This window comes from Nitratireductor rhodophyticola, assembly GCF_019891355.1.
GTDB lineage: Bacteria > Pseudomonadota > Alphaproteobacteria > Rhizobiales > Rhizobiaceae > Nitratireductor > Nitratireductor rhodophyticola.
In genome coordinates, this window is record NZ_JAHSSF010000003.1 from 54,106 (window position 1) to 79,591 (window position 25,486).

At 61.1% G+C, this 25,486-nt stretch carries 27 protein-coding genes and 1 tRNA gene; 16 read left to right on the plus strand and 12 right to left on the minus strand.

The genetic code is table 11. The features are described 5' to 3' along the window. The first annotated feature begins 25 nt into the window (after positions 1-25). Positions 26-880 carry a YihY/virulence factor BrkB family protein gene (locus KUG85_RS11275; protein WP_083213118.1) on the plus strand — a complete coding sequence of 285 codons (855 nt, stop codon included), beginning with the start codon at positions 26-28 and terminating at the stop codon, positions 878-880. On the opposite strand, the gene KUG85_RS11280 is transcribed toward KUG85_RS11275, so the two are convergent. Then, positions 844-1,749, minus strand: coding sequence for a DMT family transporter (locus KUG85_RS11280; protein WP_223005308.1), 906 nt, complete (start codon positions 1,747-1,749; stop codon positions 844-846). The genes KUG85_RS11275 and KUG85_RS11280 overlap by 37 nt on opposite strands. A gap of 134 nt (positions 1,750-1,883) precedes the next feature. Between KUG85_RS11280 and KUG85_RS11285 the strand changes: the two genes are divergently transcribed. Then, positions 1,884-2,174: a hypothetical protein gene (locus tag KUG85_RS11285; RefSeq protein ID WP_065818222.1), complete on the plus strand. Its 291-nt coding sequence runs from the start codon at positions 1,884-1,886 to the stop codon at positions 2,172-2,174. Here the strand turns inward: KUG85_RS11285 and gluQRS are convergent. Then, entirely contained in the window at positions 2,171-3,049 is an 879-nt protein-coding gene (gene gluQRS, locus KUG85_RS11290; RefSeq protein WP_223005309.1) for a tRNA glutamyl-Q(34) synthetase GluQRS, read from the minus strand. The genes KUG85_RS11285 and gluQRS overlap by 4 nt on opposite strands. Positions 3,050-3,137: 88 nt before the next feature. Between gluQRS and KUG85_RS11295 the strand changes: the two genes are divergently transcribed. Continuing rightward, positions 3,138-3,782 (plus strand): DNA-3-methyladenine glycosylase family protein, encoded by a 645-nt coding sequence (locus tag KUG85_RS11295; RefSeq protein ID WP_223005310.1) that lies wholly within the window; start codon positions 3,138-3,140, stop codon positions 3,780-3,782. Positions 3,783-3,914: 132 nt separating this feature from the next. Then, entirely contained in the window at positions 3,915-4,472 is a 558-nt protein-coding gene (locus KUG85_RS11300; protein ID WP_065818220.1) for an HNH endonuclease, read from the plus strand. Between the two features lie 158 nt (positions 4,473-4,630). Here the strand turns inward: KUG85_RS11300 and KUG85_RS11305 are convergent, their stop codons facing one another. Beyond that, entirely contained in the window at positions 4,631-5,137 is a 507-nt protein-coding gene (locus KUG85_RS11305) for a disulfide bond formation protein B (RefSeq protein ID WP_223005311.1), read from the minus strand. A gap of 9 nt (positions 5,138-5,146) precedes the next feature. Further along, entirely contained in the window at positions 5,147-5,728 is a 582-nt protein-coding gene (locus KUG85_RS11310; RefSeq protein WP_065818218.1) for a YqaA family protein, read from the minus strand. Positions 5,729-5,885: 157 nt separating this feature from the next. Between KUG85_RS11310 and KUG85_RS11315 the strand changes: the two genes are divergently transcribed. Next, a tRNA-Leu gene (locus KUG85_RS11315) sits at positions 5,886-5,970 on the plus strand. Between the two features lie 49 nt (positions 5,971-6,019). Continuing rightward, positions 6,020-7,645 carry an AMP-binding protein gene (locus tag KUG85_RS11320; RefSeq protein WP_223005312.1) on the plus strand — a complete coding sequence of 542 codons (1,626 nt, stop codon included), beginning with the start codon at positions 6,020-6,022 and terminating at the stop codon, positions 7,643-7,645. Between the two features lie 37 nt (positions 7,646-7,682). Here KUG85_RS11320 and KUG85_RS11325 read toward each other — a convergent pair whose 3' ends face one another. Continuing rightward, positions 7,683-10,079: a putative bifunctional diguanylate cyclase/phosphodiesterase gene (locus KUG85_RS11325; protein ID WP_255606383.1), complete on the minus strand. Its 2,397-nt coding sequence runs from the start codon at positions 10,077-10,079 to the stop codon at positions 7,683-7,685. A gap of 44 nt (positions 10,080-10,123) precedes the next feature. Then, entirely contained in the window at positions 10,124-10,651 is a 528-nt protein-coding gene (locus KUG85_RS11330) for an oxidoreductase (protein WP_223005314.1), read from the minus strand. A gap of 273 nt (positions 10,652-10,924) precedes the next feature. Between KUG85_RS11330 and KUG85_RS11335 the strand changes: the two genes are divergently transcribed. Further along, positions 10,925-11,281 (plus strand): 6-pyruvoyl trahydropterin synthase family protein, encoded by a 357-nt coding sequence (locus KUG85_RS11335; protein ID WP_065818214.1) that lies wholly within the window; start codon positions 10,925-10,927, stop codon positions 11,279-11,281. 61 nt (positions 11,282-11,342) lie between these two features. Here the strand turns inward: KUG85_RS11335 and tlpA are convergent, their stop codons facing one another. Beyond that, positions 11,343-12,023, minus strand: coding sequence for a thiol:disulfide interchange protein TlpA (tlpA, locus tag KUG85_RS11340; protein WP_223005315.1), 681 nt, complete (start codon positions 12,021-12,023; stop codon positions 11,343-11,345). Between the two features lie 32 nt (positions 12,024-12,055). Here tlpA and argH point away from each other — a divergent pair, with 32 nt between their 5' ends. From argH to KUG85_RS11360, 4 genes are all read left to right on the plus strand, one after another. Then, entirely contained in the window at positions 12,056-13,477 is a 1,422-nt protein-coding gene (gene argH, locus KUG85_RS11345; RefSeq protein ID WP_223005316.1) for an argininosuccinate lyase, read from the plus strand. A 36-nt stretch (positions 13,478-13,513) separates the two neighbouring features. After that, complete coding sequence (gene lptM / locus KUG85_RS11350) at positions 13,514-13,717, plus strand: LPS translocon maturation chaperone LptM (protein WP_007010092.1); 204 nt, start codon at positions 13,514-13,516, stop codon at positions 13,715-13,717. A gap of 74 nt (positions 13,718-13,791) precedes the next feature. Then, complete coding sequence (gene lysA / locus KUG85_RS11355) at positions 13,792-15,063, plus strand: diaminopimelate decarboxylase (RefSeq protein WP_223005317.1); 1,272 nt, start codon at positions 13,792-13,794, stop codon at positions 15,061-15,063. A 122-nt stretch (positions 15,064-15,185) separates the two neighbouring features. Continuing rightward, positions 15,186-17,747: a TIGR02302 family protein gene (locus KUG85_RS11360; RefSeq protein WP_223005318.1), complete on the plus strand. Its 2,562-nt coding sequence runs from the start codon at positions 15,186-15,188 to the stop codon at positions 17,745-17,747. Positions 17,748-17,793: 46 nt separating this feature from the next. On the opposite strand, the gene KUG85_RS11365 is transcribed toward KUG85_RS11360, so the two are convergent. From KUG85_RS11365 to KUG85_RS11375, 3 genes are all read right to left on the minus strand, one after another. Continuing rightward, positions 17,794-18,159 carry a response regulator gene (locus KUG85_RS11365; RefSeq protein ID WP_223005319.1) on the minus strand — a complete coding sequence of 122 codons (366 nt, stop codon included), beginning with the start codon at positions 18,157-18,159 and terminating at the stop codon, positions 17,794-17,796. 71 nt (positions 18,160-18,230) lie between these two features. After that, positions 18,231-18,773 (minus strand): hypoxanthine phosphoribosyltransferase, encoded by a 543-nt coding sequence (gene hpt, locus KUG85_RS11370; protein ID WP_007010095.1) that lies wholly within the window; start codon positions 18,771-18,773, stop codon positions 18,231-18,233. Positions 18,774-18,840: 67 nt separating this feature from the next. Further along, positions 18,841-19,473, minus strand: coding sequence for a hypothetical protein (locus KUG85_RS11375; RefSeq protein ID WP_223005320.1), 633 nt, complete (start codon positions 19,471-19,473; stop codon positions 18,841-18,843). 152 nt (positions 19,474-19,625) lie between these two features. On the opposite strand from KUG85_RS11375, the gene ftsE reads away from it, so the two are divergent. The 4 genes from ftsE to KUG85_RS11395 all read left to right on the plus strand — a co-directional run bounded on the left by ftsE (position 19,626) and on the right by KUG85_RS11395 (position 22,924). Continuing rightward, complete coding sequence (ftsE, locus tag KUG85_RS11380) at positions 19,626-20,285, plus strand: cell division ATP-binding protein FtsE (protein ID WP_223005321.1); 660 nt, start codon at positions 19,626-19,628, stop codon at positions 20,283-20,285. Further along, positions 20,278-21,267 (plus strand): cell division protein FtsX, encoded by a 990-nt coding sequence (locus KUG85_RS11385; protein WP_007010098.1) that lies wholly within the window; start codon positions 20,278-20,280, stop codon positions 21,265-21,267. Before ftsE ends, KUG85_RS11385 begins: the two co-directional genes overlap by 8 nt. A gap of 81 nt (positions 21,268-21,348) precedes the next feature. Beyond that, the gene (locus tag KUG85_RS11390) at positions 21,349-22,065 is read left to right on the plus strand and encodes a YdcF family protein (RefSeq protein WP_407673662.1); all 717 of its coding nucleotides are present in this window, start codon (positions 21,349-21,351) and stop codon (positions 22,063-22,065) included. Between the two features lie 70 nt (positions 22,066-22,135). Further along, positions 22,136-22,924 carry a lysophospholipid acyltransferase family protein gene (locus KUG85_RS11395; RefSeq protein WP_223005322.1) on the plus strand — a complete coding sequence of 263 codons (789 nt, stop codon included), beginning with the start codon at positions 22,136-22,138 and terminating at the stop codon, positions 22,922-22,924. Between the two features lie 18 nt (positions 22,925-22,942). On the opposite strand, the gene KUG85_RS11400 is transcribed toward KUG85_RS11395, so the two are convergent. Beyond that, positions 22,943-23,476 carry a gamma-glutamylcyclotransferase gene (locus KUG85_RS11400; protein WP_065818206.1) on the minus strand — a complete coding sequence of 178 codons (534 nt, stop codon included), beginning with the start codon at positions 23,474-23,476 and terminating at the stop codon, positions 22,943-22,945. Positions 23,477-23,551: 75 nt separating this feature from the next. On the opposite strand from KUG85_RS11400, the gene KUG85_RS11405 reads away from it, so the two are divergent. After that, a complete protein-coding gene (locus KUG85_RS11405; protein ID WP_223005323.1) occupies positions 23,552-24,547 on the plus strand; it encodes a DUF2125 domain-containing protein in 996 nt (331 codons plus the stop codon). A 3-nt stretch (positions 24,548-24,550) separates the two neighbouring features. Here KUG85_RS11405 and KUG85_RS11410 read toward each other — a convergent pair whose 3' ends face one another. Next, on the minus strand, positions 24,551-25,486 hold the full coding sequence (locus KUG85_RS11410; RefSeq protein ID WP_065818204.1) for a prephenate/arogenate dehydrogenase family protein: 936 nt from the start codon (positions 25,484-25,486) through the stop codon (positions 24,551-24,553).

Below are 25,486 nucleotides of genomic sequence, written 5' to 3' on the forward strand. Positions count from 1 at the left end.
GTCGAGAACAGCGAAGGGAAGAACCGTGCGCGGACTGAAAGCCACCAGACGCATCGTCGGCGATGCGCTCGGGCACTTCAACACCGACGATGGCTGGGCCATGGCCAGTCACGTTGCCATTTCGGCGCTGATGGCCCTGTTTCCATTCCTCATATTCGCCACCGCGCTGGCAAGCTTTCTCGGCGCGGACGCATTTTCACAGCAGGCCGTCGACCTCATATTCGATACGTGGCCGAAAGAGGTCGCAGAGCCAATTGCGCGGGAAGTCCACAATGTGCTTGGCGTGCGCCGCAGCGACGTTCTGACCTTCGGTGTGGTGCTGGCCGGTGTATTCGCCTCCAACGGCGTGGAGGCGCTGCGTCTGTCCCTCAACCGCGCCTATCGGGTCAGTGAGAAGCGCTCGATCTTCCGCCTGCGTGCGCAAAGCCTGTTCTTCGTGCTCGTCGCTACGCTCGGCTTTCTTGCGATCAGTCTTCTGCTCGTCATCGCACCGGTGGCGCTGCGCATCGCCGCCAGCAATCTCGAATGGATCGCCCCCTATGTCGGCACCATCACCTTCTGGCGCTATGTCATCGCACTGACCGTGCTTATACTTGCCCTGATTTCGGTTCACCTCTGGCTGCCCGCCGGCCGGCGCAGTCTTTGGGATGTGCTGCCGGGCGTCGTCTTCACGCTTTTCGGATCGTTCATCGGATCGAGCCTTTTCGCCACCTATCTCGGGCGCTTCGGTAGCTATGCCAGCACCTATGCCGGCCTCGCATCGATCATGATCGCGGTTGTGTTTCTCTACATCATCTCGGCCGTGTTCATTCTCGGCGGAGAACTGAATGCCTCGATCAAGCGCTACCGGGAAGCGCGCGCCGTGGCCGGAGCCGGCTGACGCGGCGTACGGCGCGTGGCAAGCGCCACGCCGAACGTCGTGATCGCCATGCCGACAAGCTGCACCGGCGTCAGGGTCTCCTCAAAGAGGAACCATGCCAAAAGCGCCGTCACCGCCGGTACGAGATAGAAGAGCGAGGCGACCCGCGCCACTTCGCCTTCACGGATGAGGATCATCAACAGGAAGATCGCGCCCAGCGAGAGCACGAACACCAGCCACACCATGGCGAAGACCAGTTCACCGTTGAGCACGAACTCCTGTGTCTCGATCATCAGCGAGACGAGAAACGTCACCGCCCAGCCACCGACATATTGATAAAGCGTAACGGTCACCAGATCGGCAGTCGCAACAAAGCGCTTCTGCCAGACGGTACCGACGCTCATGGCGATTACCGCCACAACAGCCGCGCCAATGGTCGCCACCGTAACACCGCCGCTGATGGAACCGAATTTCGGTGAAAGAACTGTGATGACGCCGGCCAACCCCACCACCAGGCCGAGCCAATGCTTTCCAGTCACTTTCTCACCCAGGAACAGTCCCGCGATGACTGCGGTCAGCATGGGCTGGAGTCCCACGATCAGCCCGGCGAACCCCGCCGGCAGCCCGTTGCGCACCGCCCAGAAGACACCGCCCAGATAGACCCCGTGCATTAGCACACCGGCTATCGCGGCATGAAACGCGTTGCGCGGGCCGATTGCCTTCGCATTCACCATCGGAATGATCAGCAGCAGGACGCCAAAGGTCAGTGCGAAACGCACCCACAAAAAGGTGAAGGGCTCGGCCCACGGCATTGCGTAGCGCGCACCGATGAAACCGGTCGCCCAGAGCAGGACGAACAGGGCCGGGATCGCCCTTGTAAGATCGTTCATCGGATGTGTCCCTGAATATGACGGCGCGGTGATCAACCGCGGCTTTATCAGCCTCACCCCCGGCAAGGAAAGCGAAACATTTCCATCGTAGGATCAATGGAAGTGATCCAAGGCGCCGCCGGGGGGATGCGCAGATGCTGATGAAACTGGATACGAGCTGGCTGATTTTCGCGCTCGTCGCCGTCACGATGATTGCCTACATCCTCTCGCTCGGTCTCGACGCCGCCATGAAGGACGACGGGTTCGGCGCGGTGGGCAATGCCGTGATCATCACCGCCGCCTTCTTCGGCACCATCCATCTGGCGAACCAGCGGGGAATTCGGTTTTCGAGCCTTACCGAAGGAGCAACCGCCGGCCTCGGCGGCGCTTTTGCAGCGCTTCTTGTCCTTGTCGTCGTCAAGGCGGTTCTCAGACGGCTGAGCTAGGGGCCTCCAACCATCCGGGCCATGTCGCCCGGCGTCGCACCGCTCTCGCGCAACGCGGCAAGGCTGGTATCGCCCCGGCTCTTGGAGAGCTTGCGGCCATCATCGTCCAGAACAAGGTCATGATGATGATATTGCGGCACCGACAGACCCAGCAGTTCCTGAAGCACGCGGTGCACGGCAGTCGCGTGGAAAAGATCGCGCCCACGCACCACATGCGTGATGCCCTGCAGCGCATCGTCGACCACCACCGATAGATGATAGCTTGCCGGGATTTCCTTTCGCGCGATCACGACGTCACCCCAACTCTCCGGCCTTGCCCGCACACGACCCGCCTCCCCTTCCGGCCCCTGTCCTGTCTCATCCCAGTCGAGCGTGTTACCGACATGGGCGATGGCCGAGGCCATGTCGAGCCGCCATGCAAAGGGCGCGCCCTCATCGATCAGCGCCTGGCGCTCCCGTGCACTCATATGGCGGTCTTCTCCTGGGTAGAGCGGCGCACCATCCGGGTCGCGCGGCCAGCGCTCGCCACCCGCCTCGTGCTCGGCGATGCGCGCCCTCACCTCCCCCCGGCTCATGAAGGCCGGATAGACAAGGTCCGCGTCGATCAGCCTTTCAAGAGCCGCACGGTAATCGTCAAAATGATCCGACTGGCGACGCACCGGCTCCTCCCATCGAAGGCCAATCCATGCGAGGTCGCGCAGCACGCCACGCTCCAGTTCTGGCGTGCAGCGGGTCACGTCGATATCTTCCATGCGCAACAGGAAGCGCCCTCCCGCCTCCCGCGCCATCCGCTGGTTCAAAAGCGCCGAATAGGCGTGACCCAGATGAAGCTGACCGTTCGGGCTCGGTGCGAACCGGAAGACCGGGCGTGTCATGAGTGATGCGTGAATCGGGTTGCGGTCAGCATGTGACGATTGCTACGGCTTTCTTCTGCGCTCGGCAAGAACAGGCCACACCAACCCGATGAAACGCATAGACACGGACGCGGACATTCTGCAGGCACTCGAGGCTCTGGTCGCAATCGATGTCCGTCTTCAGGCCGTGCGCGACTGCGCCGGCGACATTCCTCTGAGGCGCAGCCCGCCCGGCTTTGCAAGCCTTGTTTCCATCATCCTGTCGCAGCAGGTTTCGCGTGCCAGCGCCGATGCCATCGAAGCCCGGCTGATCGGGCTTATCAATCCGCTCACGCCCGGTGCCATTCTTGCCGCGGGCGAGGAACCGCTGATCGCCGCCGGCCTGTCGCGCGCCAAGCAGCGCACAGTCCTGGCACTCGCTCGGGCGATCGTGGAAGATGGTTTCAACCTTGAGACCCTGTGCGCACGCGACGCCGGTGAGGCCATCACCAGCCTGACGGCGATCCACGGGATCGGCCCCTGGACAGCGCAGGTCTATCTTCTTGTCTCCGCCGGTCATCCCGATGTGTTTCCATCCGGCGACGTGGCCCTGCAGGCGGCCGTGGCCGATGCCCTGGGGCTGCCTGAGCGCCCCAATGCAAAGAGCCTCGCAGGTCTGGCCGAATCATGGGCACCGCTTCGGGCCGTCGCTGCACGCCTGTTTTGGGCCTATTATCGTGAGATGAAGGGCGCAGAAGCGGCTCCGTTGCCCTGACGAGAGCAAAAAACTGCGAAAATCCAGTTGTTTGAGGTGTCATAAAGCAAAATATGCGCTTCACATTCCTGTCACGGCGGGCTTACAGTATCCGCATCGATCGACTTGGTCAGTTGAAGGAGCTTCAAGGACGTGACGATCGCGGCTTCGCCAGACAGCATGCCTGCTCTGGTGCTGAATGCGGACTACAGACCGCTCAGTTACTATCCCTTGTCACTGTGGTCGTGGCAGGATGCCATCAAGGCAGTCTTCCTCGACCGGGTCAACATTGTTGCCGAATACGACCAGCAGGTCTCATCCCCGTCATTCGCGATGAGACTGCCGAGCGTTATCAGCCTGAAAACCTATGTAAAACCGTCGCGCTACCCTGCTTTTACGCGTTTCAACGTGTTCCTGCGCGACCGTTTCCAGTGCCAGTATTGCGGCACCCGCGAAGACCTGACCTTCGACCATGTCATTCCCCGCCGTCTTGGCGGCGTTACCTCCTGGGAAAATGTGGTCGCGGCCTGCTCGCCATGCAATTTGAAGAAGGGCGGTGTCATGCCCGCCCGCGCAAAGATGTGGCCGCAGCAAAAACCCTATCGCCCCACCGTGCACGACCTGCACAACAATGGGCGCCTTTTTCCACCCAACTATCTGCATGAAAGCTGGATGGATTACCTCTACTGGGATGTCGAGCTGGAACCGTAACGCGCCGGCCGCTGTTTCCCGCGGAACAGCGGCGTCACTTGTCGGTCCGATGTTCTACAGCGCCGCGCGTCTTATAAGACGCACAAAGGACGCTGTAACACTTTCAAATGATGCATGTTCGTTGTCTTTCAAATGAATTCATTTGAAAGCGACATGCATTAGCCCTTGAAAGCAGCCCGCAGGGCGATGAACGCCCACAGGGCGCTCGCGAGAACGTTCCAGCCGGCAAATGAAAGCCCCAGAAAACGCCCCGCGGCCTCACTGCATGATGGCGGGATCACCGCGTTGAGCTGGTCGAGCAGATTGCCGCCCAGGTTCTGGCCGGCCGCACCGGCGCCGCAGTCGGCCGGACCTTCCCACCACTTCCATTCGACGCCCGAATGATAAATGCCAAGGGCCATGCCATAGAGCATCAGCGCGGCGCCGACGAGCAGCAGTCCCCGGGTGACAGGCGGCGGCGCTTTCAGCCATGAAGCCAGGAGTGCAAGCAGCATCAGCGGCACACCGATATAATAGGGCGTGCGCTGCTCAAGACACAGCATGCACGGAATGTACCCTCCGATATGCTCGAAACCGAGCGCTATGCCCACGGTTACAGCCAGGCCGACGGTAAGCAGTCCGGCGCTCAGGGTCTGGGTAGCACCGGTGGGAGCGGTAAGGGACATGAAGGGCCTCTAGAAAACGTATCGGATGGCAACGAAGCCGCCGATCAGCAAAACCATGAAAAGGGTGAAAAGAAGGCCGAGGTTCTTCTCGATGAACACCCGGATCGGCGGGCCGAACCGGTATAGCAGCCAGGAAACGAGGAAAAAGCGCAGGCCCCGCCCGATCACCGAAACGACGACGAAGACCAGGAGATTGAGCCCGGTGGCGCCCGAGAAAATCGTCAGAACCTTGTAGGGAAACGGTGTGACCGCAGCGAAAAGCACACCCCAGCCACCCCATTCATTGTACCAGCCGGCCACCTGTTCAAATGCATTCTCCTTGCCATAGAAGGCCAGGATCGGCTGCCCGACTGTCTCGTACAGAAAGGCCCCGATGGCGTAGCCGAGAAGCGCGCCAAGAACGGAGCTTATGGTGCAGATGAATGCATAGCGCAGCCACTTGGCACGTTCGGAGAGAACCATCGGGATCAAGAGAACGTCCGGCGGAATGGGAAATACCGAACTCTCGATGAAAGACACGGAACCCAGGGCCTTTTCCGCATGCCGTGTGGCAGCGAGCGACATGGTCCAGTCGTAAAGTTTGCGAAGCATGGAAGGCCCTCAATGAGGGGTTTTGTCTAGCCGCTGCGGCGCGCCGGCGCAACGGCGATGGTGAAAGACGTGGCATGTCCGATGATTTACCATGCGAAGTGTTGACGGAAGCCCGCTTCCCCGTATAGTCCGCAACCTGTCCGGCCGTTCGCGGCGGGCCCCTGTGGCGGAATTGGTAGACGCGCTCGACTCAAAATCGAGTTCCGCAAGGAGTGCTGGTTCGATCCCGGCCAGGGGCACCACTTTCCCCGGAGCATCGCGGTGCGGGACAGGGGGAGGATTGGCACGGCAATGCTTGAACGGCGCGAGAGCTATCGGCAGCTTTACGACGGGTTCCGCTGGAACATTCCCAAAACCTTCAACATCGGCGTCGCAATCTCCAACGCATGGGCTGCGCGCGCGCCCGATCGCATTGCACTCCTTGAGCACCGCCCCGGCGGCAACCCTGCAACGCTGACCTATGGCGACTTTTCCGCGCGATCGGACGCGCTCGCCTCCGGACTTGCCAGGGCAGGATTGGGGCGGGGGGACAGGGTGGCGTTGCTGTTGCCGCAGTCGTTCGAGACCGCAATCGCCCATGCCGCGATCTACAAGCTTGGGGCGGTGGCCGTGCCGCTCGCCCTCCTCTTCGGCTCGGAGGCCCTCGAATACAGGCTTTTTACGGCCGGCGCGGCAGCCGTAATCACCACGGGAAGCGGCCTTGCAAAGGTCGCGCATATCCGCGACCGCCTGCCGGCGCTGAAGCTCGCTATCTGTGTTGATGGCGCAGATGGCGCTGCCCAGGATTTCCACAGGATCGTCGCCGACAATCACGGCCCTTTTACGCCAGCCGACACCGGCCCCGACGATCCGGCCATGATGATCTTCACGTCCGGCACGACAGGTCCACCCAAAGGCGCTCTGCACGGGCACAGGGTTCTGCTCGGACACCTGCCTGGCGTGCAGTTTCACCACGAGTTTCTGCCGCAGGATCGTGACCTCTTATGGACACCGGCCGACTGGGCCTGGGCGGGTGGCCTTCTCAACGTTCTCTTACCCGGGCTTTATCTCGGGACACCGGTCGTCGCCGGGCGGTTTGAGAAATTCGACCCCGAAACGGCGCTCGGCCTCATGGAAAAGATGAAGGTGCGCAACGCATTTATCCCGCCGACGGCGTTACGCATGCTGAAGGCGGTATCGGGCATCCAGAAGCGGTTCGATCTTTCACTACGCACCATAGGCTCTGGTGGAGAAGCCCTCGGCCGCGAAACATTCGAGTGGGCGCGGGGCGAGCTGGGCCTTCACATCAACGAGTTCTACGGTCAGACCGAATGCAATCTGGTGCTCTCTTCCTGTCACGCACTGAAAGTCGGCAAGCCCGGCGCCATCGGCCTTCCCGTTCCAGGCCATCGCGTTGCGGTCATCAATGGTGAAGGCAACCCCGTGCGCGACGGCGAGCCCGGCGACATTGCCGTCCTGCGGCCCGATCCCGTGATGTTCCTCGGGTATTGGGAAAACGAAGCGGCAACCCGCGAGAAATTCATCGGCGACTGGATGACCACAGGCGACCAGGGCATCCGTGACGGGGAAGGCTATATCCACTTCGTCGGGCGCGATGACGATGTCATCACCTCGGCCGGGTACCGTATTGGACCGACCGAGATCGAGGACTGCCTGACCGGCCACCCCAAGGTTGCACTCGCTGCAGCCGTCGGCAAGCCTGATCCCGTGCGCACGGAGATCGTGAAGGCCTACATTGTTCTTCGCGAAGGAACGCAACCCAGCGAAGCGCTGGCGGAAGAAATCCGCCTGTGGGTCCGCGAGCGCCTCTCGGCCCATGAATACCCCCGTGAGATCGCCTTCGTCGAATCCATGCCGTTGACGACGACCGGCAAGGTGATCCGCCGCATATTCCGGGAACGCGCGAGAAACGAATAGGCCGGCACGTCTGGCGTCACAATACCGGCATCGGCAGTCAGGCTGCGTAGCGTCTGCGCTTGTGCTCGTCGAGGAAACCGGGGATGTCCTTGGCAAGAATAGGCTTGCTGAACAGATTGCCCTGCGCCTCGTCACATCCCATCGCGCGAATGATGCGCAACTGCTCCTCCATCTCGACACCCTCCACGACGGTGGTCATGCCAAGCGTAAAAGCCAGATTGACGATCGTCTGAACGATGGCTGCCTGGTCCGCGCTCTTGGTGATTTCCTTGATGAAAAGACGGTCGATCTTGACCTTGTCGAAAGCAAACTTTTGCAGGTAGCTGAGCGATGAATAGCCAGTGCCGAAATCGTCAAGCGATATTCGTGTGCCAAGCTGCCGCAAACGTCGCAGATCCGCATGCAGTTTCCGGTTGTCTTCGAGCAGAAGTGTTTCCGTGATCTCCAGCTCCAGCCGATTCGCCGGTGTATCGGTTTCCACAAGAACGCGCGCAACGGTCTCGACAATGTCATCCCGCTTGAACTGCATGGGAGACAGATTGGCGGCAATGCTGATGTCGTCAGGTAGCGACTTCATCTCCATGCAGACCTGTCGCAGCACCCATTCGCCCAGTTGAACGATGGCACCCGTATCTTCCGCGATCCCGATGAATTCGTCCGGAGAGACAGGCCCGTGAACAGGATGCGTCCACCGCAACAGGGCTTCGAACGTCGTGACCTTGTTTGTTCCCAGCCCGATGATCGGCTGGAACACAAGGTGGAACTGCTCGTCCAGATTGGCGGAACGAAGCTCGGCCTCAAGTGCCCTGCGCCGCTGCAGGCGCTTGTTCATGCCCTCTTCATAGAAGCGGAACACACCCCGGCCGTCCCCTTTCGCCTGATAAAGGGCCACATCGGCCTGCATCAGAAGATCGTCCGCGGCATCGTGGTCAGGGTCGGCAACGGCAATACCGACACTCGCTCCGGTAAGCACCTGATGCCCCTCGATTATGTAGGGATCGTCGAGCGCATCGATCAGCCGCTTGGCAAGGCTGCTCGCCTGTTCCGGCTTCTCGACATTTCCCTGAACGACAACGAATTCGTCACCGCCGAGACGCGCCACCGCATCCGTCTCACGCACGGTGTTTCGAATGCGACCGGCCACCGCACGAAGCAAAGCGTCGCCGACGGGATGCCCAAGCGTGTCGTTGATGCTCTTGAAATTGTCGAGGTCGACGCACATTACCGCCGTTGAGAGACCGCGTTCATTGCTGCTGGCGAGGATTTCCTCCAGCTGCTCGCGCATCATCAGACGGTTCGGTAGATCGGTAAGCGTATCGTGCCGCGCCATGTAGGCCACCTGAGCCTGCGCCTTGTGGCGTTCGGTGATGTCCTCATAGGTTGCAACCCAGCCGCCGCCGCGCATGGGCTGATGCGAAATCAGGATCGTCCGCCCATCGCGCAGTTCCTGCGTCAGCGTATCGGAGCGATTCTGCTCGATCAGCCTCGATTGCAGTTGCGCGACTTGTTCCGCCTCGTCCTGCGCACTGGCACCGGCCTCCACCATATCGCCGATAAGCTGGTGCAGAGAGGTGCCGAGCCGGAGCTGCTCCTGCGTCAGACCGTAGATGCTTTCCATCTTCTGGTTGCTGACGATAAGCCGTCCCTGTGCATCGAACATGCAAAGGCCGTGAGACATATTGTTCAGGGCCGTGTTGAACAGAAGATTCTGGGTGATCAGTTCGTCATTGGCGCGACGGGCAGCCTGCGCGCTTTCGCTGAGTTCCGCACTGGTGCGCAGCAGGTCTTCGTTGGTTGCCTTGAGCCGCTGCTGAACGCTGATCTGCAGCCGGTGCTGCCATCTCAGCATGGCTATGAACACAAACCCGGTTATGACAAGCGAAAGCGCCAGCGCCGAGAACAGCCAGTGGAGCCTGAGAAGTTCCCTCTGGTCCTTTGCCTGGGCTGTCGCACCGTATTCATTGGCCTTGGAAGCAAGAGCAACCATCTCGCTTTCCAGCGGTGCCGTGAGATCAAGCGCGATCTGCGCGTTCTCGGGCCTGTCAATCTCACCGATAAATGTGCCGATCTGCTGCAATGCCGAAGCCAGTTGAGCGACCGTTTCCCTGTTTTCGGGCATCACGGAGACAAAATTCATGAACTCGCCCTGCTCGAACAGGCTAAGTCTGCTCCTCAGGATCTGATACCGCAATTCCACATCCTGCCTGCTGGCCTGCGGCGGCTCGACCAGCACGGCGGTAAGCCTCTGGCGAAAGCGCAGAAGCTCGTTCATGCCCTGGCTCGCGCTGTAGGCGATGTTGTAGCGGAATATCTGCGTCAACGCTTCCTGACGCTGAAAAATCAGGACAGAAATGTAGAGCGCCGCAACGGCAAGCGCGATCATGCCGACGGACAGCACCATCTGCACCACGCGCGATGCCGTGCGGCGCCTCATTTTTCTTGTCTCCGGGTCCGACATGGGCAAGGCCTGTCAGACGCTTACCGAACGGTAAAGCGTCGAACCTGCCATACAGAACGCGAGAAATACTTCTGCGTGTTCAGTTCCGGGTCGGAATCATACGGATATATGATGAACAGAGGCCCCTTGTCGCTGATCGGCATGTAATTCCCGTCTCGCTTGTAAGCGAGAATGGTGCCGTATTCTGCAAAATCGGCAATCGGAACCGGCGCCTGATAGTCGTTGAGTGCCGTCACGACGAGCTCGTCGCCATCTGCCTTGACCAGGTCCATGACTTCGGAAAGAAGCGCCCCCTCGAATTCGACCGCATCATCGAACCAGGGAGTGCTTGTCCGGATTTTTGCAGACTTCAGGGCCTCGAGCATTGCGAGATCGAAATCGGCAACACCATCGCCATTGGTTGCGCCGATGTTGCCGTCAATTGTCAGGATGACATCCCCCTGCGGCTTCGGCAGAGTAGCGTCCTGTGCGAAAGCAGGAGCGACAAACGAGAAGAGCAGCAACGACACCGCCGCAAACCAGCCTCCCACGAGCTTTTTATTGTGCATTTTTCAGCCTCTTTAGTGGCGTAAACTCCAACGCAGTCCACAATAGTGCCGGCTAACCAACAACAGGTTAACGGCGCGGCCACTCGACACAGGCGCTGCTGGTGATTGACACGCTCCGCAGCCAGTGCCAAAGCTCTATGCCAAACGGACTATACAATAGACAGGCCGGCTCGCATAACGGTCGTGAGTCCAAATCTCTCCCAACGCGGTTACAACGCGGGAGAAAAAACACCCAGAGCCAAGAAATGTATTTCCAGATCAGGGGTTTAGGAAGTGGAAACGTACAAGGAATTCACCTTCGAGGCAGCGCATAAGCTGGAGCCATATTCCGGTCTCCACGGCCATTCCTTCAAGGTCTCCGTCCATCTCGTCGGCGAGCCGGATCCGGTCTTTGGCTGGGCTGCCAACCTGTACGAAGTGGAGAAGCAGATCGAGGAGATTCACAAGATTCTCGATCATACCTACCTGAACGATATCGAAGGCCTTTCCGTGCCCTCGCTCGAGAACCTTGCCAAGTGGATTTACGACAGGCTGGCCGAAAAATCCCCTGCCCTCCAACGTGTCGAACTGAAGCGCGGCGCCGAAGGCCAGGCGGAAGGCTGTGTCTATCAGCCGGCCAAAGCTGCCTGACGGACCCTCACGTCCTCACATGTCAAAATCGCTTCGGGGAGCCATGGCTCCCCGATTGAGTTTATTCCGGTTCTGCAAGAGCGGCGTCGATCAACTGCTCAGCGTCCGAACTGCCCCACTCCGCCGGCCCGTTCATGTGCGCGAGCAGGCATCCGTCTTCACCGATTAGCAGCGTGACCGGCAAACCGAGCGCCAGCCCCTGGCTTTTAAGGTCGTTGAAAATCTTCATCGAGGCATCACGGTAGTAGCCCAAGGCCTCAATGCCTGTCTCCTGAAGAAAGGTGGTGGGCTTTTCATCATCGCCACGATCGACATTCACCGCCACGACCTCGAATGCGTCCGACCCCTTTGTCGACTGCAGTGCATCCAGCGCCGGCATTTCCTCCCGGCATGGCGTGCACCAAGTGGCCCACAGGTTCATCAACACAACCCGGCCCGAAAAGTCGGCTACCGTCATCGCTTCTCCATCGGGTCCGTTGAAGCCCAGATTTTTGAGCGAACGCGGCGGGTCGGCTGCAAGCATCGCCGCAACATGACCTGTTGCCGCATCGCCCACCGCTTTGGCTTTTTCCTGCTTCGCAGAGCAGGCTGCGTTGTCGGCTTCAGCGACAATCAGCGTCGCCGCCGTGTTGCCATCCAGCCCGCCCTTCACGTATACCGCAATCGCACCCGCGATGGCGCCCGCAGCGACAGCCAGGACGACCAGACGGAGTGCCGGGAATTTTTGTTTCTGCTTCGACATTCTACTTTCCACACTAGCGCCCGGTTATCATGATGAGCGAAGACCAAGCCAGCAACCGCATGTGGGGTGGACGTTTTGCCTCAGGACCCGATGCCGTCATGGAGGCGATCAACGCATCCATCGGCTTCGACAGGAAGCTCTACGCCCAGGACATCCGCGGCAGTCTGGCCCATGCCGCAATGCTGGCGAAGACTGGCATAATTTCGGCGGAAGACGAAAAAAAGATCGTTCACGGGCTGAACACGATCCTGTCAGAGATCGAGGCCGGCAAATTCACCTTCTCGGCACAGCTCGAAGACATTCACATGAATGTCGAGGCGCGCCTAGCAGAGCTGATCGGCCCCGCCGCCGGGCGCCTGCACACCGCGCGCTCCCGCAACGACCAGGTGGCGCTCGATTTCCGGCTCTGGGTGAAGGAAGAGTTGCTGCGCATCGATGCAGCACTTGGCGGCCTGATCGAAGCTTTCCTCACCCGTGCCGAAGAGCACGCCGCCAGCGTGATGCCTGGCTTCACGCATCTCCAGTCGGCGCAGCCGGTGACGTTCGGCCATCACATGATGGCCTATGTCGAGATGTTTGGCCGCGACCGTTCGCGCGTGCGCGATGCCATTGAGCGGCTGGATGAAAGCCCGATCGGCGTGGCCGCCCTTGCCGGCACCGGCTTCCCGGTCGACCGCCACATGACGGCGGAGGCGCTCGGCTTCCGCGAGCCGACGCGCAACTCGATCGATACCGTCTCGGATCGCGATTTCGCCCTTGAATTCCTGTCGATCTCAGCCATCTGCGCCACGCATCTTTCCCGGCTGGCCGAGGAAATCGTCATCTGGTCGACGCCGCAGTTCGGCTTCGTGCGCCTGTCCGATTCCTTCTCCACCGGCTCCTCGATCATGCCGCAGAAGAAAAACCCGGATGCCGCCGAGCTGATCCGCGCCAAGACCGGCCGCATCAATGGTGACCTGATCGCGCTGCTGACGGTGATGAAGGGCCTGCCGCTCGCTTATTCCAAGGACATGCAGGAAGACAAGGAAGCCGTCTTCGATGCTGCCGAAACACTCGACCTGATGCTGGCCGCGATGACTGGCATGGTCGGTGACATGGAGGTCAACACGACCGCCATGAAGAAGGCCGCCGGAGCCGGTTTCTCCACCGCCACCGACCTTGCCGACTGGCTGGTGCGTGAAGCGGGCCTGCCGTTCCGCGAGGCGCATCACGTGACGGGCCGCGCCGTGGCGCTTGCCGAGGAAAAGAAGTGCGGGCTTGAGAAGCTTGCGCTGGAAGACCTCCAGGCGATCAACCCTGCCATTCACGATGGCGTTTTCTCGGTGCTGTCGGTCGGCAATTCCGTGAAAAGCCGCACCTCCTATGGCGGAACGGCACCTTCGGAAGTGCGCCGTCAGATCCGTTACTGGAAGAAACGCCTGAAACGGGATGCAACGCCCGCCAAAAAGCGCTAAAACGCAGCGCACGCACTTTCGAGGAATGGAACGCTCATGACGGCCCGCCGCACGCTCACCCTTGTCATGCTCGGCCTCGCGCTTGGCCTTGCCGCCTGCGGGCGCAAGGCTCCGCTTGATTCGCCCTACGAGGCGGCATTGGATGCACGCAAGGAAGCCGAACGCAACGACCAGCCCGTGCCGCCGGCACCGGAGAAACCGGTTGAGGATCGTCCATTCATTCTCGATGGTCTTCTCTAGAACAGAGCCAAAAGGGCCTGCGCCGCGCGGCGGCGCAACCCCGCGTCCAATCGCCCAGTCGAAAGTATCCTGCCGTGAATCATTTCGAGTATCGTGACGGCGTCCTGCACGCCGAAGACGTGTCGGTGCCCGCCATCGCGGAAGCCGTCGGTACCCCGTTCTACTGCTATTCCACGGCAACGCTGACGCGTCATTACCGTGTCTTCTCGGAAGCCTTCGAGGGGCTGGATGCGCTCGTCTGCTACGCCATGAAGGCAAATTCCAACCAGGCTGTTCTCACCACGCTCGCCCGCCTCGGCGCCGGCATGGACGTGGTCTCGGAAGGCGAGCTGCGCCGTGCGCTGGCCGCAGGCGTGCCTGCCAGCAAGATCCTGTTTTCCGGTGTCGGCAAGACCGCGCGCGAAATGGACTTCGCGCTCCAAGCCGGCATCCTCTGCTTCAACGTCGAATCGATGCCCGAGCTCGAGCAGCTTTCGGCGCGCGCCACCGCGCTGGGGCTGACGGCCAATGTCTCGCTGCGCATCAACCCGGATGTCGACGCGAAAACGCACAGGAAAATCTCCACCGGCAAGGCGGAGAACAAGTTCGGCATCGGCTGGAAGGACGCCCGCGCCGCCTATGCGCGGGCCGCCGAGCTTCCGGGCCTGAAAGTGTCCGGCATCGACATGCATATCGGCAGCCAGATCACCGAGTTGCAGCCCTTTGACGATGCTTTCGCTCTGTTGACGGAGCTGACCGAAACCCTGCGCACCGACGGCCACGCCATCGAGCATGTGGATCTCGGCGGCGGCCTTGGCGTTCCCTACGCGGAGGATGGCGACCAGCCGCCCCTGCCCGACGCCTATGCCGAGGTCGTGCGCAAGCACATGAAGAAGCTTGGCCTGAAGGTCATGCTCGAGCCCGGCCGCCTGATCGCCGCCAATGCCGGCATCCTCGTGTCGGAAGTGGTTTATGTGAAAGAAGGCGAAGCGAAGAACTTCGTCATCGTGGACGCGGCGATGAACGACCTCATCCGCCCCACGCTCTATGAAGCCTTCCATTCGATCAGGCCGGTTGCCGAAGCGCGGCAGGACGCGGGAACCATGGTTGCCGACGTGGTGGGCCCGGTCTGCGAGACGGGTGACTATCTCGCGCTGGACCGCAGGCTCCCCGCACTCAAGGCCGGCGATCTCATCGCCATAGGCTCCGCGGGTGCCTATGGCGCCGTTCAGGCCAGCACCTACAATTCGCGCCCACTGGTGCCTGAAGTGCTCGTCAACGGCGACCGGTTCCATGTGATCCGGGCCCGCCCCAGCCACGAAGAGCTTATCGGTCTTGATTCGATACCCGACTGGCTGACGGACTGAAATCGCAGGGCACGCGGATCACAATTTCGCGTGCCGCCTCGCCTTCGCCCGGTTTGCTGCTATCCTTGTGAGCGACAGGGCGTGCGATTCACGTGCGCTACGGCACCATGCTGAGAGCGTCTATGGCTGAAACAACTTCAAGGCATGAGCGCACAGGCAGTCGCTTTTCCCGGCTCGCCCGCACCCGGTTTGCCACGCGCCTCGTCATGGTGCTGGAGCGCCTCTGGCCGCTCATTCTGCCACTCCTCGTCCTTATCAGCCTGTTCCTCAGCATTTCATGGCTGGGTCTCTTCCGGCTTATGCCCGACGCGGCCCGTTACGGCGTGATCGCTGTTCTTGGGCTGCTGGGCCTTGCGTCATTATGGCCCCTTCGTCGTTTCCGCCGTCCCGGCCCTTCCGAGATCGACAGACGTATCGAACGTGCCAATCAGCTGGCGCATGAACCTGTCGCAGTCCAGTCCGACCGACTCGCCGGAAATCGCGACGGTTTTGCCGAAGCGCTCTGGAAAGAGCACCAGAAACGCATGGCTGGCAGGCTCGACAATCTTCATGGCGACCTGCCCAAAACCGGGGTGCCGGAAAAAGATCCGTGGGGCCTGCGCGCCGCCGCCGCCCTGCTCCTGGTAATCGCCGCGACGTTCTCCACCGGCCCCTATGGTGGCAGCGTCCTGGATGCGTTCCGGGCGCATGGCGGTGCAGAAATCGTCCCACCGCGCATTGATGCCTGGGTGACGCCACCAACCTATACCCGTCGTGCGCCGGTCTATCTGACAGCGGAGGCAAACCGGGAGACGGAGAGCTTCACCGTCCCGCAGGGCAGCATGCTCGCTCTGCGGGTGACCGGTGGCTCGGGAACCGAAACCCTGTCCTTCCTTGATACAGGCGATACGGAGACCCCGATCGCCCCGGAAGGTGCATCACAGAGCGAGGCCCTCTCGGCAGACACCGCCGCCCGGCGCTTCGCCGGCACATTGAACGAAGACGGAAAACTGGTCCTGAAGCGTGACGGCCAGGAAATCGAAAGCTGGCTTTTCTCCGTAACGCCCGACAGCCCGCCGGAAATCCGCTTTGCCGGGGAGCCGAAACGCGCTGTGAGTGGCGCTTTGGAACTCGCCTATGAAATCGAAGACGACTACGGCCCCGCGGAGGCACAGGCGATCTTCCAGCAAACCTATGAAGCCCCGAACGCCCGCCCCCTTTACGAAGCGCCCGACCTGCCCCTGACACTGCCGCGCCGCGATGGCCGCACAATCGCCGCGAAAACCTCGCGCGACCTGACCGAACACCCCTGGGCCGGCAGTTCGGTAACGATGACCCTGCGCGCCGTTGACGACGCGGGGCAGGAAGCAAAGAGCGAAGCGAAGGTGTTCGCCCTGCCCGAGCGAACCTTCACCAATCCTCTCGCCAAGGCTCTCATCGAGCAGCGGCGCACGCTGGCACTCGACGCGACCAGGAAACCGCGCGTGCTGGCCATGATGGATGCCGTCATGACATGGCCCGAAGAAACGCTGAAGGACCTGTCGCAGTTTCTCGGGGTCTCCGCCGCGCGTTCAAGGCTTGAGACAGCTCGGACCGACGACCAGCTCCGCGATGTCGTCGACTATCTATGGGAAATTGCACTCATCATCGAGGACGGCGATCTGACCGCCGCCGAGAAACGCCTCCGGCAGGCACAGGAAGCATTGAAGAAGGCGCTTGAGGAAGGTGCGAGCGACGAAGAGATCGCCCGCCTGATGGACGAATTGCGCAGCGCCATGCAGGAGTTCCTGCGTGAGTTTGCCGAGCGTGCGCAGCAGAACCCCAACATGGCCCAGCAACTGCCGGAGAACGGCCAGATGCTAAGCCAGAACGATCTGGACCGTATGCTCGATCAGATCGAGGAACTGGCGAAGTCCGGCGCGCGCGATCAGGCCCGCGAGCTTCTCTCCCAGCTTGAGAACATGATGAACAATCTGCAGGCAGGGCGCTCGCAGCAGGGTCAGTCCGGCAACCAGCAATCAGAGATGCGCCAGCAGATGGACGAGCTCGGCAATCTGATGCGGCGCCAGCAGGAACTGATGAACGAGACCTTCCGCATGGACCAGATGCAGCGCGGACAGCGTGGACAGCAGGGTGAGCAGGGCGAACAGGGACAGGACCAGCCAGGCCAGGGTCAGCAACCTGGCGAAGGTCAGGGCATGTCACCGCAGGAATTCGCCGATGCCATGCGCGGCCTGCAACAGGGTCAGGGCACGCTGCGGCAGGACCTGGAAAGCCTCATGCAGGGACTTGAGGGGCTCGGCATTCAACCTGGAGAAGGCTTTGGCGAAGCCGGCGAAGCCATGGGAGAAGCCGAAGGCGCGCTTGGCGAAGGCGAAGGCGAACAGGCCGTCGGTGAGCAGGGCCGCGCGTTGGAAGCACTACGGCGCGGCGCGCAGGACATGATGAACCAGTTGCAGCAGGCTATGCGCGGCGAGCAGGGCGGGGGCGATCAGGGGTATCGGCAGGGCAACAACGGACGCGACCCGCTCGGCCGCCCGCAGGCGACCACCGGCCCGGATTTCGGCGATTCTGTCGAAGTCCCCGATGAAATCGACACCCAACGCGCGCGCCGCATTCTCGAAGCAATCCGCAAACGACTCGGCGATGCCCTGAGCCCCGCACTTGAAAAAGAATATCTGGAACGGCTGCTCGATATGCAGTGATCCGCCGTTGGGGCAGATCGTAAGACGCCCTATTTACTCTGAACTGTCAGGCAGCCAGTGCCTCGCCAACGCGCTGGCGCAACTCACTCAGCGTGAATGGCTTGTTCACGACACCCGAGACCGTGCCTTCCAGTTCCACTGCGCGCTCACGCTGATCCGCATAACCGGTCATCAGAAGCAGCCGGAGACCGGGAAACGCGTCGGCCACGGCACGCGCCATCTCGATACCGTCCATCGCCGGCATACGGATATCCGACAAGACAAGATCGTAATTTCCTGCCGTGGCATTGATCTTCTCAAGCCCCTCAAGGCCGTCACCCGCCGTTTCCACGGTATGACCGGCGGCACTCAATGCGCGGGCGGTAAAATTACGGACGGACTCATCGTCCTCGACGATCAAAAGCTTAGCCATGGCCTGTTTTCGCCCCATCCGATTACGCTTCGGTAAACGAGCCAGCCTTCACTTGTCTAAAATATCGCCGCTCAGGCATCGCCCTTGACGACACCGACAAAAGGCAGCTCGCGGAAGGCATGGGCCACGTCCATTCCATAACCGACCACGAAATAGTCGGGACATTCGAAGCCAACGAATTCGGCATCGACCTCCGTCTGCCGCCGCGAATGCTTGTCGAGCAGCACCGCGATGGAAACAGACTTTGCGCCCCGCGAGAGCATCAGTTCCCGGGTGTGCTTCAGGGTTTTGCCCGATTCCAGAATATCGTCGATGAGCAGCACGTCGCGGCCGCTGACATCGTTGTCGATGTCACGCAGCACCTTGATCTCGCCGCTTTCGGTGCCGGCGCCATAACTGGAGATCATGATGAACTCCACTTCCGGCGAAATGCCGACATCGTGCATGGCGCGGATCAGGTCTGCCGCAAAGATAAACGACCCTTTGAGTACGGAAATGACCAGAAGATCGTCATACTCGCGCGAAGCGATGTCCTTGGCGAGTTCCAGATTGCGCCTGGCGATGGTCGAGGCAGAAAACAAAACCTCGATTTCCTTGCCGCGAACAACAGGCATGGGTGGCGAACTCCTGTCAGGGCACTTCCGGGAGCACTTGCTGTCCGGAACGCGTAAACCAGATGACCTACGACGTGTGAAACGTCACAGAGACGGACTTGACCCCTTCCCTAGGCGCGACAAGCCGGCTGGAGAAGGGAAAGCGCGCGCCAGGACCGAGATGCTGGTCGTTTGTCCCCAAAAAATAGCGTGTTGTCGAGCCGTTTTCCGTCAGAACGTTGATCGAGATCGGCGGCAGCGCAACAAGCCCATCGCCACCGTTGAGCGCAGCACCGTCGACGATGAGCAGGGCATTGCCCCCCTGCCGCTCCACCCGCGATGTGACATCGACAAGCCGGAGGACCTGTTTCGGGTTTTCGGCCCCGGAAACATCCATGCCCCGAACAAGGCTGTGGCCGCCGGATATCCAGAAAGCCCCTGCCGTGATCACCGCTCCGAACGCCCAGAACAGCGGTCCTGCACGAGGAGATTTCACGGGCTGGATGCGACGTCCCGGTTTCAGCATGTCGAGGCCTGTAAGCGCCTTTTCCACCGCCGGTGCCGATCCCGCAGCCGGGGCGACTCCTCCAGCAGACACGACCGTCTCGAAGTCTGCATCCACTGCATTGCACGCCTCGATGGTCCGGGATTGCGCCGTGCGCACCCGGTCAGGCATCATGATTTCGCCCGAAACGGGGCGTGCGCTGTCAGAGTGCCTCATGCAGGCAGACTGTCCTTTCGTGATCCACCGTTCCGGGGTACATGGACATCACGCATATCAAGCAAGAGTTAACTTGCTATTAACCATGCGGGTTGATGGTCTGGCAGCATGCGTCCAGGCAGCGTCCGCCACTCACAGAACGCAGGTTCCTCGTGATTCGATTTGAAAATGTCGGCCACAGATATGGGATGGGTCCGGAGATCCTCCGCGATGTCTCTTTCCATTTGCCCGAGCGTTCGTTTCAGTTTCTGAGCGGCCCCTCGGGTGCGGGCAAGACAACACTGCTGCGCCTGCTCTTCATGTCACTCAAGCCGACACGCGGCCTGATCACGATTTTCGGCAAGGACCGCTCTGCGATCACACGTACGGAGCTGCCGCTCCTGCGCCGGAACATCGGTGTCGTGTTTCAGGATTTCCGCCTGCTCGACCATCTCACGACCTACGAGAATGTCGCACTCCCGCTGCGCGTGCGCGGCCGTGACGAAGCCACCTATCGCAGCGACGTGATCGAATTATTGAAATGGGTCGGGCTCGGAGAGCGCATGCATGTTCTGCCCCCCATTCTCTCGGGCGGCGAGAAGCAGCGCGCAGCCATCGCCCGCGCGCTCATAGAGCAGCCGCGCATTCTTCTCGCAGATGAGCCGACAGGCAATGTCGATCCGCAGCTTGCCCGTCGCCTGTTGCGCCTGCTCATCGAACTGAACCGGCTTGGCACCGCCGTTGTCATCGCCACCCACGATCTCGGCCTGATGGACCAGGTGGATGCGCGCCGCATGGTGTTGTCCGGCGGGAGGCTGGAAATCTATGACTGAAACCAGGCGCCTCCTGAAAAATCTCGGCGCACGTCTCAGCTCAGGCGCGCGCGATGCTGTCTCACGCAAACAGATGCCCATCGTCCCGCCGGACAATGTGGCTGGCCGCGCCATGGTTCTGGTCATCGCCATCATGACCTTCCTGTCCTGCCTGACTCTGGGCGCAGTAACCCTCGTGCGCGACACGGCTGCAACCTGGCAGACGCAGATCGCCCGCGAAGCGACCATCCAGATCAAGCCCGAGGAAGGGCTCGATATGACCGCCGCCCTCGCCCAGGCTCGCGACATCGCGGCCAGTTATTCCGGCGTGCTCGATGCCAGCATCGTCGATGCGCAGGCCACCGCCCGCCTTCTGGAACCATGGCTCGGCACGGGCCTCGACATCGACAGCCTGCCCGTGCCGCGGCTCGTCATAGTCACCATAGATCCTCTGTCCCGCCCCGACTTTGCCGGCATGCGCGCCGAACTGCAGGAGACCGTCGCCAATGCGACGCTGGACGATCATCGAACCTGGGTTGACCGGCTGGTCGCCATGGCGCGCACAACAGTCACCATCGGCATGTCTGCGCTGGTGCTCATGCTTTCCGCCACCGCCCTGACCGTTATCTTTGCCACCCGCGGCGCCATGGCCGGAAACGGCCACATTATCGAAGTTCTGCATTTCGTCGGAGCGGAAGCGCCCTTCATCGCCTCTCAGTTCCGACGCCACTTCCTGCTGGCGGGCATGAAGGGCGCCGCCGCCGGCGGGATCGGAGCGATCCTCGTTTTCATCGGTTTCTACTGGTGGTCTTCCCGCAATATGGCAACGCCTGAAGCCGATCAGGCCACCGCCCTGTTCGGCAACTTCGCCATAGGTCCCTCGGGGTATATCGGGGTTGGTGCCATCGTCATCGTCATTGCCGTACTGACGGCAGCGACCACGCATGTCACCGTTCTATCCTATCTGAAGAGCGTCGACAGCACCCACCCCGACAGCATGTAACGATACAGAAACGGCTATTGTCTTGTTCACCAACGGCCCGCCGACTATCCATTGCCGTAATTTACGGCTAACCATCGCACCATGAAGCAAGAGCGCCAGCATGGCCTCGACGGCCCGGGAAAGCCTCCGCGACGCGGCAGGCGCTTTGGCATGCGCCGTCTGGCCAGGCTTTCATTGCTGGTGTGTGTTGTCGGAGCCTTCATCTTCATTGCCGGCTTCGGGTTATTTGCCGATCATATCGGCCACCTTTCAGCCCCGCGTGATGTCGACGATGCCGACGGCATCATCGTGCTGACAGGAGGTCAATCGCGCATCGACGCCGCCGTGAACCTGCTCAAGGCTGGTAAAGGAAAACGGCTATTGATAAGCGGCGTGAATCCCGTCGCGCGGGCCGACGACCTCCGCATCGCGACCGGCAGCGAGGCGGCCCTTTTCGACTGTTGCGTCGATATCGATCATGCCGCACTCGACACGATCGGAAATGCCGAGGAAAGCGCCAAATGGGTGCAGGCAAACGCCTATGACAGCATCATCCTCGTGACCAACAACTATCACATGCCGCGCAGCCTTCTCGAGATGCAGCGCCTTCTGCCGAACTCAAAAGTCTACCCTTATCCCGTGGTCAACACACCGCTCGACAATGGCGCATGGCTTGCAAAACCCGACGCGCTCCGGGTACTCGCAACCGAGTATGCGAAATATGTCGGCGCGCTCGTTCGCGAGGTTATCCCGCTTCCCCGCAACACTGGCATCAACGGTCCTGCGGAGCTTACGAAAGCAAGCGCACACAGCGACTGATCCCTCCGCAGCTTTGCCTCGGCGTCCGGTTCATGTAAGAGCCTCGCAAGACACCCAACGGGCCAGGTTCATGCTCTATATTCGCTCCGCCGTTTTCAATGCCGTCTTCTATCTGAACCTCATCCTTCAGATGCTGTTCTGGACACCGGTTTTCTTTCTTCTGCCGCGCAAGAAGGCCTGGTTCGTGCCAAAATTCTGGGCCGCGTCCAGCCTGTGGCTGCAAAGGGTGATCACGGGTGCCCGCTCGGAGATAACGGGCCTGGAAAATCTGCCAGACGGACCCTGTATCATTGCCCCGAAGCATCAGTCGTTCTGGGATACGATCGCCTTTCTGCCGAACATTCCCGACGCGCTCTACATTCTGAAACGCGAACTGGTCTGGATTCCGTTTTTCGGCTGGTATGTGGCCAAGATGCGCATGATTCCGATCGATCGCGGCAGCCGCACCAAAGCGCTGAAACAGGCCGTGAAATCGGCGCATGAACTGATGAAGAACAACCGGCAGCTCATCATCTATCCGGAAGGCACGCGCCGCCCGCCGGGTGCCGAGCCGGCCTACAAATACGGCATCGTCGAACTCTATGCCCAGCTTGGTGTTCCTGTGGTTCCGGTTGCACACGCCGCAGGACTCTTCTGGCCCCGGCGCAAGTTCCTGCGTCATCCAGGCGTCATTCGCGCCCGCTTCCTGCCGCCCATCGAACCGGGCCTCTCCCGCGAAGAATTTCAGAAGCGACTGGTCAGCGAAACCGAGGCCGCCTGCGACGAGATGCTGGTGGAAGCCGCAACCTCATCCAACCCGCCTCCCCTTCCCGAGACCGCCCGCAGGCGCCTGAGAGAGCTGGGCGTCCTGCAAGGCTAAGGCAGAAACCCGGGTCACTTAAAGGGCATTGTCCGTCTGGCCAATGCGCGCGGCCACGGTTTCCAGCCAGTGATCGCGGATGCCGAGTGCTTTCAGGTGTTCCACGGTGTTGCGCACATAGTCCACATTCGGGCCCGATTGCCCGACCGATGCGCTGACCTGCCGCGCGGCATGATCGACATCGAGGCTGCCCGCATACTGGCCGTGACTACGGTCGACCACATAGGTCAGCGCCGTTACCGAAGCACCGTCTTCCAGACGGATTCCGACGCGGCGTTCCAGATAGACATTCGTGACGAGTTCCCGTTCGCGCAGATAGTCGACCACTTCCGTTTCAAGTTCGCCCGGCACACGAAAAGCGAGGCCAAGGCACGACCCGCCCCGATCAAGCCCCAGCACCAGACCCGGCCGATCCGGCGTCCCACGATGCACATGCGAGTGGATACACAGAGCGCGGCGATAGCCATATAGTCTGGCTTTGCGGGTCTCCACATGCGCAAAACCCGGCCGCCACATCAGCGATCCATAGCCAAAGACCCAAAAATCGTCCATATCGCCTGCCCAATGCTTGAAAGGGTGTTGCCGTCTCGCCATCACTGGAGGCGAACGGGTTAACCGGAGGACATCATGCCGTCAAGAAAACGCGCCAGACGCAGTTTCAGCCGCCGTTTCTTTCTCTTCGCGCTTTTCATCGTTTTGGTGATCCTTGCCTATACGGGCGCCTGGTTCTACGCCGCCGACACGCTGGAACAGCGCACGATCACTGCGATCGAAGACCTGAACGCCGGACACCAGCGCGCCAATTGCGAGGAGCCGACAGCCCGCGGCTATCCTTTCCGCATAGGCCTGTTCTGCCGCAGCGTCTTTTATGAGGATGCAGAAAACGGCGTGTCCGTAAGCGCCGGCGCGTTCCGTTCTGCCGCACAGGTCTATCAGCCAATGCGCACGGTGGGCGAGCTGGACGCGCCTGCCCGCATCGCAACGCCCTATCTTCCCGCCATTGAAGCCGACTGGGAGAACATGCGCATCAGCGCACGCCTCACGGCCAGCCTGCCGGAACGTCTGTCCAGTGAAGCAAAGAACGTTGTTCTGACGCTTGATGATGACAACCGTCAGCCCATAGCCCGCGCTGGCAACATTCAGGCCCACACGCGTCAAAACGGGACTGATCTGGACCTCGCCCTGATTGCGCAGGCCCTAACCATCGATCCGGGGCTCACAAACGGCACCGCGATACCGGCCATCGACGGTGAATTGCTCGTCACTCTGGATGATGGTGTGGCACTGGCCAGCACCAGCGTGCCGGAACTGCGCGGCCGTTCGGGCACCGTTGAAAACCTTAACCTCAAGATCGCAGGCGGAAATGCGGGCCTCACCGTCAAGGGGCCGATCAGGATAGACGAAAACGGCCTGATCGATGCCGAACTGCGCGTGACGGTCAACGAGCCTCAGAGAATCGCGCAGCTTGTCGGCCAGATCGTGCCTGACAAGCGCGATGAGATCGCCGGAATCACGGCCGGGCTCGCCAATCTCGGTGCGGCACCGACCCTGCCGGTGAACATCCGCCAGGGTCGCGTCTTCGTCGGCTTCCTGCCACTCGGGAGCATTCCGCCCGTAAGATGAGGCTTACGGCTTTTCGGGGTGCGCAAGCGCGTGTCGGCCAAAGTCCGGCACGTCGATGTCCTGACCTGCCTCGATGATGGACCGCCGGATCGCCCGTGTCCGGGTGAACATTTCGAAGAGCTTCTCCCCGTCGCCCCACCGGATTGCACGCTGGAGAGCCGAGAGGTCTTCGGAAAAACGGGCCAGCATCTCCAGGATCGCATCGCTGTTGTGCAGGCACACATCGCGCCACATCGTCGGGTCGGAGGCTGCCAGACGTGTGAAATCGCGGAAACCGGAGGCCGAGTATTTGATGACTTCCGACTTCGTGACCGCCTCCAGATCGTCCGCCGTACCCACGATGTTGTAGGCGATGATATGCGGCAGATGCGAAACGATGGCCAGCACCATGTCATGATGTTCAGGATCCATCCGGTCCACCATCGCGCCACAGCCTTCCCAGAAGGCTGACAGACGCGCCAGCGCGTCCACATCCGTATCCGGCAGCGGCGTCAGAATGCACCAGCGCCCCTCGAACAGATCCGCAAAACCGGCATCCGGACCGGAATCTTCGGTACCCGCGATCGGGTGCCCCGGGATGAAATGTACGCTGTCAGGCAGATGCGGTTGCATCTGCGCAATCACCGACGCCTTGGTCGAGCCGACATCCGTGACAATCGCCCCCGGTTTCAATCCCGCGGCTATGACCTTTGCGACCGCGCCCGAGGCACCGACGGGAACCGAGACGATAACCAGATCGGCGTCCCGCACAGCTTCGGCCGCATCCTGCTCGTAGACATCGCCCAGCCCAAGTTCGCGGGCTCTGGCCAGCGTCTTCTCACTGCGACTTGAAATGGCAATGGTGGTCGCAAGACCGCCATGCCTGACGGCCCGCGCAAGCGACGAACCGATCAGGCCGATGCCGACCAGCGCGACCTTGTCAAAAAGTGGTTCAGGCAC

What these genes read in the sequence shown, in the direction of transcription:
- gluQRS (WP_223005309.1), bottom strand. Translation starts at nt 3,049, where the DNA reads ATGACACGCCCGGTCTTCCGGTTCGCACCGAGCCCGAACGGTCAGCTT.
- KUG85_RS11360 (WP_223005318.1), top strand. Translation starts at nt 15,186, where the DNA reads ATGGCTGAAACAACTTCAAGGCATGAGCGCACAGGCAGTCGCTTTTCC.
- KUG85_RS11305 (WP_223005311.1), bottom strand. Translation starts at nt 5,137, where the DNA reads ATGTCCCTTACCGCTCCCACCGGTGCTACCCAGACCCTGAGCGCCGGA.
- KUG85_RS11400 (WP_065818206.1), bottom strand. Translation starts at nt 23,476, where the DNA reads ATGGACGATTTTTGGGTCTTTGGCTATGGATCGCTGATGTGGCGGCCG.
- argH (WP_223005316.1), top strand. Translation starts at nt 12,056, where the DNA reads ATGAGCGAAGACCAAGCCAGCAACCGCATGTGGGGTGGACGTTTTGCC.
- tlpA (WP_223005315.1), bottom strand. Translation starts at nt 12,023, where the DNA reads ATGTCGAAGCAGAAACAAAAATTCCCGGCACTCCGTCTGGTCGTCCTG.
- KUG85_RS11295 (WP_223005310.1), top strand. Translation starts at nt 3,138, where the DNA reads ATGAAACGCATAGACACGGACGCGGACATTCTGCAGGCACTCGAGGCT.
- KUG85_RS11310 (WP_065818218.1), bottom strand. Translation starts at nt 5,728, where the DNA reads ATGCTTCGCAAACTTTACGACTGGACCATGTCGCTCGCTGCCACACGG.
- KUG85_RS11395 (WP_223005322.1), top strand. Translation starts at nt 22,136, where the DNA reads ATGCTCTATATTCGCTCCGCCGTTTTCAATGCCGTCTTCTATCTGAAC.
- KUG85_RS11390 (WP_407673662.1), top strand. Translation starts at nt 21,349, where the DNA reads ATGAAGCAAGAGCGCCAGCATGGCCTCGACGGCCCGGGAAAGCCTCCG.
- hpt (WP_007010095.1), bottom strand. Translation starts at nt 18,773, where the DNA reads ATGCCTGTTGTTCGCGGCAAGGAAATCGAGGTTTTGTTTTCTGCCTCG.
- KUG85_RS11405 (WP_223005323.1), top strand. Translation starts at nt 23,552, where the DNA reads ATGCCGTCAAGAAAACGCGCCAGACGCAGTTTCAGCCGCCGTTTCTTT.
- lptM (WP_007010092.1), top strand. Translation starts at nt 13,514, where the DNA reads ATGACGGCCCGCCGCACGCTCACCCTTGTCATGCTCGGCCTCGCGCTT.
- KUG85_RS11385 (WP_007010098.1), top strand. Translation starts at nt 20,278, where the DNA reads ATGACTGAAACCAGGCGCCTCCTGAAAAATCTCGGCGCACGTCTCAGC.
- KUG85_RS11365 (WP_223005319.1), bottom strand. Translation starts at nt 18,159, where the DNA reads ATGGCTAAGCTTTTGATCGTCGAGGACGATGAGTCCGTCCGTAATTTT.
- KUG85_RS11375 (WP_223005320.1), bottom strand. Translation starts at nt 19,473, where the DNA reads ATGAGGCACTCTGACAGCGCACGCCCCGTTTCGGGCGAAATCATGATG.
- KUG85_RS11280 (WP_223005308.1), bottom strand. Translation starts at nt 1,749, where the DNA reads ATGAACGATCTTACAAGGGCGATCCCGGCCCTGTTCGTCCTGCTCTGG.
- KUG85_RS11285 (WP_065818222.1), top strand. Translation starts at nt 1,884, where the DNA reads ATGCTGATGAAACTGGATACGAGCTGGCTGATTTTCGCGCTCGTCGCC.
- KUG85_RS11330 (WP_223005314.1), bottom strand. Translation starts at nt 10,651, where the DNA reads ATGCACAATAAAAAGCTCGTGGGAGGCTGGTTTGCGGCGGTGTCGTTG.
- KUG85_RS11325 (WP_255606383.1), bottom strand. Translation starts at nt 10,079, where the DNA reads ATGAGGCGCCGCACGGCATCGCGCGTGGTGCAGATGGTGCTGTCCGTC.
- KUG85_RS11320 (WP_223005312.1), top strand. Translation starts at nt 6,020, where the DNA reads ATGCTTGAACGGCGCGAGAGCTATCGGCAGCTTTACGACGGGTTCCGC.